This window comes from Streptococcus sp. KR (assembly GCF_002238115.1).
GTDB lineage: Bacteria > Bacillota > Bacilli > Lactobacillales > Streptococcaceae > Streptococcus.
In genome coordinates, this window is sequence record NZ_NGVM01000058.1 from 1 (window position 1) to 1638 (window position 1638).

1 protein-coding gene is annotated in these 1638 nt (G+C 38.5%); it reads left to right on the plus strand.

Going from position 1 to position 1638, the window contains the following annotated elements:
• A partial coding sequence (locus CBI42_RS10715) for an LPD25 domain-containing protein (protein WP_306425625.1) occupies positions 1 to 1638 on the plus strand: 1638 nt, incomplete at both ends.

Below are 1638 nucleotides of genomic sequence, written 5' to 3' on the forward strand. Positions count from 1 at the left end.
CAAAAACTCCAGAAGAATTTCATCAAGCCTGGAATCAGTATCTTGACTATGCGAAACGGTACAATGATAAATTTGACCAGATTGTTGCTGCAGCTGGAGAAGATCATCTCCTAGATACAAACTCAGACTTTTATAAAGAGTGGAAACAAGATCATATCTATAAGGAGAACTACCATGTACGCCTTCAATGGGCTGAGGAGCTACCAGATGGGCCTAAATTGCCCTTTAAAGAGACAGAGCTGATTTCGTATCAAGAATTTGCTAGAGAGCTATACAAGGCCAATCAGAGCTTCTATCAGTTACATCAGGAAGGGCTAAAACAAGTGACTGGTGGTCACCCAGAAGGCTACATCAATCCAACTAAGATTCAGTTTAGTATCTACGCTCCCGATGGTGAACTGATCCAGGATAGTATTCGTTACAATATCGGTGAGGAGATTAACCCAATCGCTCATAAAGAAAGACTTGGAACACGAGAAATGAGGGAGCACCCAGAATTGATGAAGATAGATGGGACCATATTCACTCAGTATCATCTGGAGAGATTGGCGAGTGAGTTAGATATTTCTCAGTTTAGTTACGCTTTGGAAGATACTCCTTACGCAGAACAACTTTTATCTCAAGTACCTTACGGAGTGTTAGAAAATAGTCCGATTGGTTTTTCGGATAGTAGTCATGATAGTCGTCTTGGATTTATCTCCTTTGACGGAATGGATAGCGTTGAGGTCGAAAATCTATCTGCTTGGTTTGAGAATTTGGGAGTCAAGGATTCTCCGTTGGAACAAGTAGCTCTTGTAGAAAAATGGCAAAAAGAAATCAAAAGTTTATCAGAAAAAGTTGAACAAACGATCGCCACAGTTCGAGAAGAATTTGAGAAATCACAAGAGGAAGAAATCAAACTAGAAGAACAAGTCCACCACAAACAGGAGTTGAAACGTGATGCGGATGCTGACGGAGTTTCTGATGATGAGGAGTTGTTGCAGGGAACAAATCCGTATGATTTTAGATCGAAACCAGGTTCTAAACCAGATGTCGAGGAGGGGCTACAAGCGGAAGAAGTTGTTTTAGCAGCTGGTAGTCTTGCAGTCGCAGATTTTACTCAAAATACAGATATAGGACTATACATTCGATTTAATTGGAGTGAAAACAAGGCTATTCGAGATAGGTTTGAAGAAGATGAACTAGTACCATACGAAGAATTTATAGAAATTCTATATTTTGAAAATGAGCGTTTAAGGCCTGAAGGAAATGGATATTATAAAACCAGTTTTGATATTGAAAATGAAAAAGGAGAAAGTTATACATTCGGTATAAGATACGATATAGGATCTGAACTATACCCACTTTCTGAGATGATGGATGAAAGATTTTCAGAAGAATATATAGAATATGCTAGTAAATTAGATAAAAAAGCTATAGAAAAGGTTCAATTTGAATTAGATGAAACTAAAAATAATCGGAAAGAAATAATAGATGCCGACGGAGTTTCTGATGATGAGGAGTTGCTTCAGGGAACGAATCCGTATGATTTTAGATCGAAACCAGGTTCTAAACCAGAGGTCGAGGAGAGTCTACAAGCGGATGAAGTTGTTTTAGCAGCTGGTAGTCTTGCAGTCGCAGATTTTATTCAAAATAAAG